5 protein-coding genes are annotated in these 3,912 nt (G+C 55.6%); all 5 read left to right on the top strand.

Going from position 1 to position 3,912, the window contains the following annotated elements; translation table 11 throughout:
- Positions 1-619 (top strand): hypothetical protein (locus tag VEI96_00025; protein ID HXX56366.1); only part of this gene is annotated, 619 nt, incomplete at its 5' end.
- Between the two features lie 107 nt (positions 620-726).
- Positions 727-1,137 carry a CBS domain-containing protein gene (locus tag VEI96_00020; protein HXX56365.1) on the top strand — a complete coding sequence of 137 codons (411 nt, stop codon included), beginning with the start codon at positions 727-729 and terminating at the stop codon, positions 1,135-1,137.
- A 14-nt stretch (positions 1,138-1,151) separates the two neighbouring features.
- On the top strand, positions 1,152-1,565 hold the full coding sequence (locus VEI96_00015; protein ID HXX56364.1) for a CBS domain-containing protein: 414 nt from the start codon (positions 1,152-1,154) through the stop codon (positions 1,563-1,565).
- Between the two features lie 158 nt (positions 1,566-1,723).
- Complete coding sequence (locus VEI96_00010) at positions 1,724-3,325, top strand: AAA family ATPase (GenBank protein HXX56363.1); 1,602 nt, start codon at positions 1,724-1,726, stop codon at positions 3,323-3,325.
- Between the two features lie 2 nt (positions 3,326-3,327).
- Positions 3,328-3,912, top strand: a 585-nt coding sequence (locus VEI96_00005) for a hypothetical protein (protein HXX56362.1), incomplete at its 3' end; no start/stop codon positions are given.

Genomic DNA, 3,912 nt, shown 5'->3' with positions numbered 1-3,912 from the left:
GGGAAGGCTCGCCGGGAGATACGAGGTCTTTCATTCGATCCTGCGACAGTTTGGAATTCGGGAGGCGGTCGATTTTGATGAGTTCGCCGATGCGGCAAAGGCCCTCTCTTATCAGAAACCGTCGTCGGGAAATAGGATTCTGATCATCACGAACGGCGGCGGGTCTGGAGTATTGGCGGCCGACGAGTGCATGAGACAGGGACTCGATGTGACGCAACTGCCCTCGGAGAAAAAAGAACGACTGATCCGAGTGTTTCCGGATTTCTTCGGGATTAGTAACCCCCTTGACCTCACCGCTCAGGTCAAGGACGGAGATTATCTCGCGGCACTCAATGAACTCAGGGATGACTATGACGGCTTCCTGATCATCGCGTTACCGAATGTCTGGGGCATCACCTATGCGCTTTCGTCACTGTTGCGGGATTTTCGGCGAACCCTTCAAAAGCCCCTTGTCTGCAATATAGCGCCCGGTGGAATTGCGAAGAGGCTTTCCCTCCTCATCGACCGTGCGGGGATCCCGACCTATCCGACTCCTGAGCGCGCCGTCCGGGCGTTAAAGGCTCTCTTAGGGTCTCGTTCGCTCCATGCAGTGCAGTCATCGTTACCGCGGCTTTCCTGAAACTTCTCTACCAAAAGTGTCGCAGCATGATATGATATCTCATCCTCGTTTATTTCACGGAGAGACAAGGTAATGTTTGAACGGCAGGATTGTTAGAGGGAGGTAAGATGGAGGAGCATGTGCGGCAGCTCATGCGGCGCGGTGCTATCACCTGCAATGAAGAGACGAGTCTGAGAGACATCGCGCAGATCATGGTTGTCAATCAGGTCCGCTACTGTGCGGTCATCAATAGTAACCACGAAGTGAGGGGTCTCGTTTCTGCAGATAGCATTATCGATGCCTTCGGCAGGGACCTCGACCTCACGAGGGCGAAAGACATTCTTCATTCCCACTCGATTGTCACAGCCACCGCCGGCACGCCTCTCCGGGAGGCGATCACCGCGATGAGTAAAAACAAGATCGAACATCTCATCGTCATCGCCGATCAGCCCGAAAGCAAGGCGGTGCTCGGCCTCCTCTGCGCGGGAGACCTCATCGCGAGAATGGCGAAAAGGGAAGAGGGGGAAGCAAATCCGTGAGGGTCTGCGACCTCATGCATAAGGGCGTGATCTCGTGCTATCCGGATGACACGGTGAAGGATGTGGCGCGAATGATGGAAAACAACCATTTCCGTTCCGTCGTCGTGGTTAACGAACGGGGAGAGGTATGGGGCTTGATCACGTACCGAGAGATGATCCGGCACTACGGCGAGAATCTTGACGTCCTGAAGGCGGGCCGGATTATGAAGCCCTACCGGATAGAGATCGATCCTCAGTGGCCGATCGAGAAGGCGATAGAAGTGATGCAAAGGCTGAAATACTATCACCTGATCGTTGTCGACCCCCATGTGGGAACGAAATGGCCTGTGGGAATGCTGACGAGTTTTGATGTCGTGAGATATATGGCGAAGCTCGAAACAGGCCATTATGAGCCGATGCTCAAGATCAGAGACGAAAAGAAGGAATAGGATTCTCCGGAGGCGCCGGGCCGACCGTCACTCTCCCAATCTTTTCAGTACGGAATCCCGAGAAGGGACGTATTGTGTTTTTCCCTCTATCTGTATTACTCTTTTAAAGGAATCCGGCAGGAGTTCGATTCTTGCCGGAATGAGAGACAGGCATTCGCATGTATAGAGAGCACTTTGGACTGAAGGAACTCCCCTTTTCTATCGCGCCAGATCCCCGGTATCTCTACCTCAGCGGTCAGCACCGGGAAGCCCTGGCCCATCTTGTATACGGCATCACCGGCGACGGAGGCTTCGTCCTGCTCACCGGAGAAGTCGGAACGGGGAAGACGACTGTCTGTCGATGCCTCCTCGAGCAACTTCCGGAGGGCACGGACGTCGCCTTTCTCCTCAACCCGAAATTGACCGTCGATGAACTCCTCGCAGCCATCTGTGACGATCTCGGTATCCGATATCCCGAGGGCAATAGGAGTATTAAGGTCTTTGTGGATTGCATCAACAGATACCTGCTCGATGCCTACTCGAGGGGTCGTAAAACAGTGCTGATCATCGAGGAGGCACAGAACCTCGCCCCTGAGGTCCTGGAGCAGATTCGCCTCCTGACGAACCTCGAGACGAACCAGCGGAAACTGCTTCAGATTATCATGATAGGGCAGCCGGAACTCGGGACGCTGCTTTCTCGGTCTGAGATGCGGCAACTTGCCCAACGCATCACGGCCCGGTATCACCTCGGACCTCTGACGCGGGAGGAGGTATTCGCGTACGTCTCCCATCGCCTGTCGGTTGCGGGGGTGTCGTCAGAATTATTTTCTCCTTCTGCCGTAAATAGACTGTACCGCCTGAGTTCGGGAATCCCGCGACTGATAAATGTGATATGCGACCGGGCCCTTCTCGGGGCTTACGCGCAGGGGAAGGATTCTGTCAACAGATCGACTCTGACTAAGGCGGCGCGGGAAGTGCTCGGAGAACTCAACGGCAGACGAGGTCGGGTCGGGAAACTGAGGTGGCTCTTTGCCGGACTCGTGATTTCGGCAATAGTGGCTGTGCTGACAGTGGCCCTTTACGGAACAAGACCTCAATCCGCTGCGATGAAGGCGACAGAAAAACAGAAAACCACGATGGGGGAAGCGAAAACTGATGCTATCCGGTGGTCTGTCGAACTGCCGGTGGGGCAAAGCAAAGATATGGCGTATGCGGCCCTCTTCGGCCGATGGGATATTCCCTATCGGCCCGAGGAAAACAACCCGGCCTGCAGGCAGGCTCAGGGTTACGGTCTGCGTTGTCTCGAGGGACCAGCGAGTTTGAGCGGCCTCCTCCAGATGAACAGGCCGATGGTCTTGAAACTCCGGGACGATGACGGGAGAGAATTTTATGCTGCCCTCACTTCGGTCAGCGGGGATGCCGCCGCCCTCGTCGTGGGGACGGCGAGCAGGATTGCAGAGATCAAGGAAATAGCCGGCAGATGGCTTGGCGAATATACGCTATTGTGGCGGGCGCCGCCATATTACCAGGGGGAGATCAAGCCCGGCAGCAGGGGCCGTCAGGTCCAGTGGCTCGATGAACAGGTTGCGCGTGCCCAGGGATTGCAGGCCAGGTCCCTGAGAAATGCGGTCTATGACGACCGACTCGTCAGTCAGGTAAAGAAATTTCAGTTATCGGAAGGTCTCGTCCCGGACGGGATTGTGGGCTCCCGGACCCTCATCCGCCTCAGCACGGCGGTCGGAGATAGAGAACCGGTTCTGACCGCGCGGGGAGGTCCGTAGCGGTGTCCTATATCCTTGACGCACTGAGAAGATCGGAAGAGGAGCGTCAGCGCGGCACAGCGCCGAATCTGCTCACATCCCAGGCTGCGGCAGCAAAAGAGACAAGAAAGAACCGTTTGTTACTACTTCTCATTCTGGCTGTGCTCCTCAATGCCTGCATATTCATGTGGTGGCTGAGTCCCTGGCGGGTAGTGACTCACGAGACCGCGAGAGGGAAAGGGAGCTCGACAAGCTCAAAACCTGTAACTACTTTGCCTGCCGAGGGAGCTGCTCAAAGTCTTCAGAAGGGTCTCGTCTCGCAACTTAAGACAGAGGATTTGCAGAAGGAGGTTCGCGTCAGCCCTGCACCTTCCGTCAAGAGAGAGAGCGGTCAGAGTAGCTCGTCTCTCTTGCCGCAGGAGACAGGGAAACGGGTTTCATCAGATCACCAACAGGGCAGCAATGCCGGCTCTGACAGCGGAAAAAAACTGCTCAGCTTGAGGGAACTGCCCCCTTCGGTTCAGCAGGGCTTGCCGGAAATGTCTATAACGGTTCACTATTATGACAGTAATCCTGCTTCCCGGATGGTGAGTATTAACAACAGGACG

This window comes from Thermodesulfovibrionales bacterium (assembly GCA_035622735.1).
Classification (GTDB): Bacteria; Nitrospirota; Thermodesulfovibrionia; order Thermodesulfovibrionales; family UBA9159; genus DASPUT01.
The sequence above is the reverse complement of the archived record's forward strand: the minus strand, read 5'-3'. Positions and strand labels throughout refer to the sequence as shown.

Excerpts from the sequence above, each read along its gene's own strand:
- VEI96_00015 (HXX56364.1), top strand. The coding sequence starts at position 1,152 with ATGCATAAGGGCGTGATCTCGTGCTATCCGGATGACACGGTGAAGGAT.
- VEI96_00010 (HXX56363.1), top strand. The coding sequence starts at position 1,724 with ATGTATAGAGAGCACTTTGGACTGAAGGAACTCCCCTTTTCTATCGCG.
- VEI96_00020 (HXX56365.1), top strand. The coding sequence starts at position 727 with ATGGAGGAGCATGTGCGGCAGCTCATGCGGCGCGGTGCTATCACCTGC.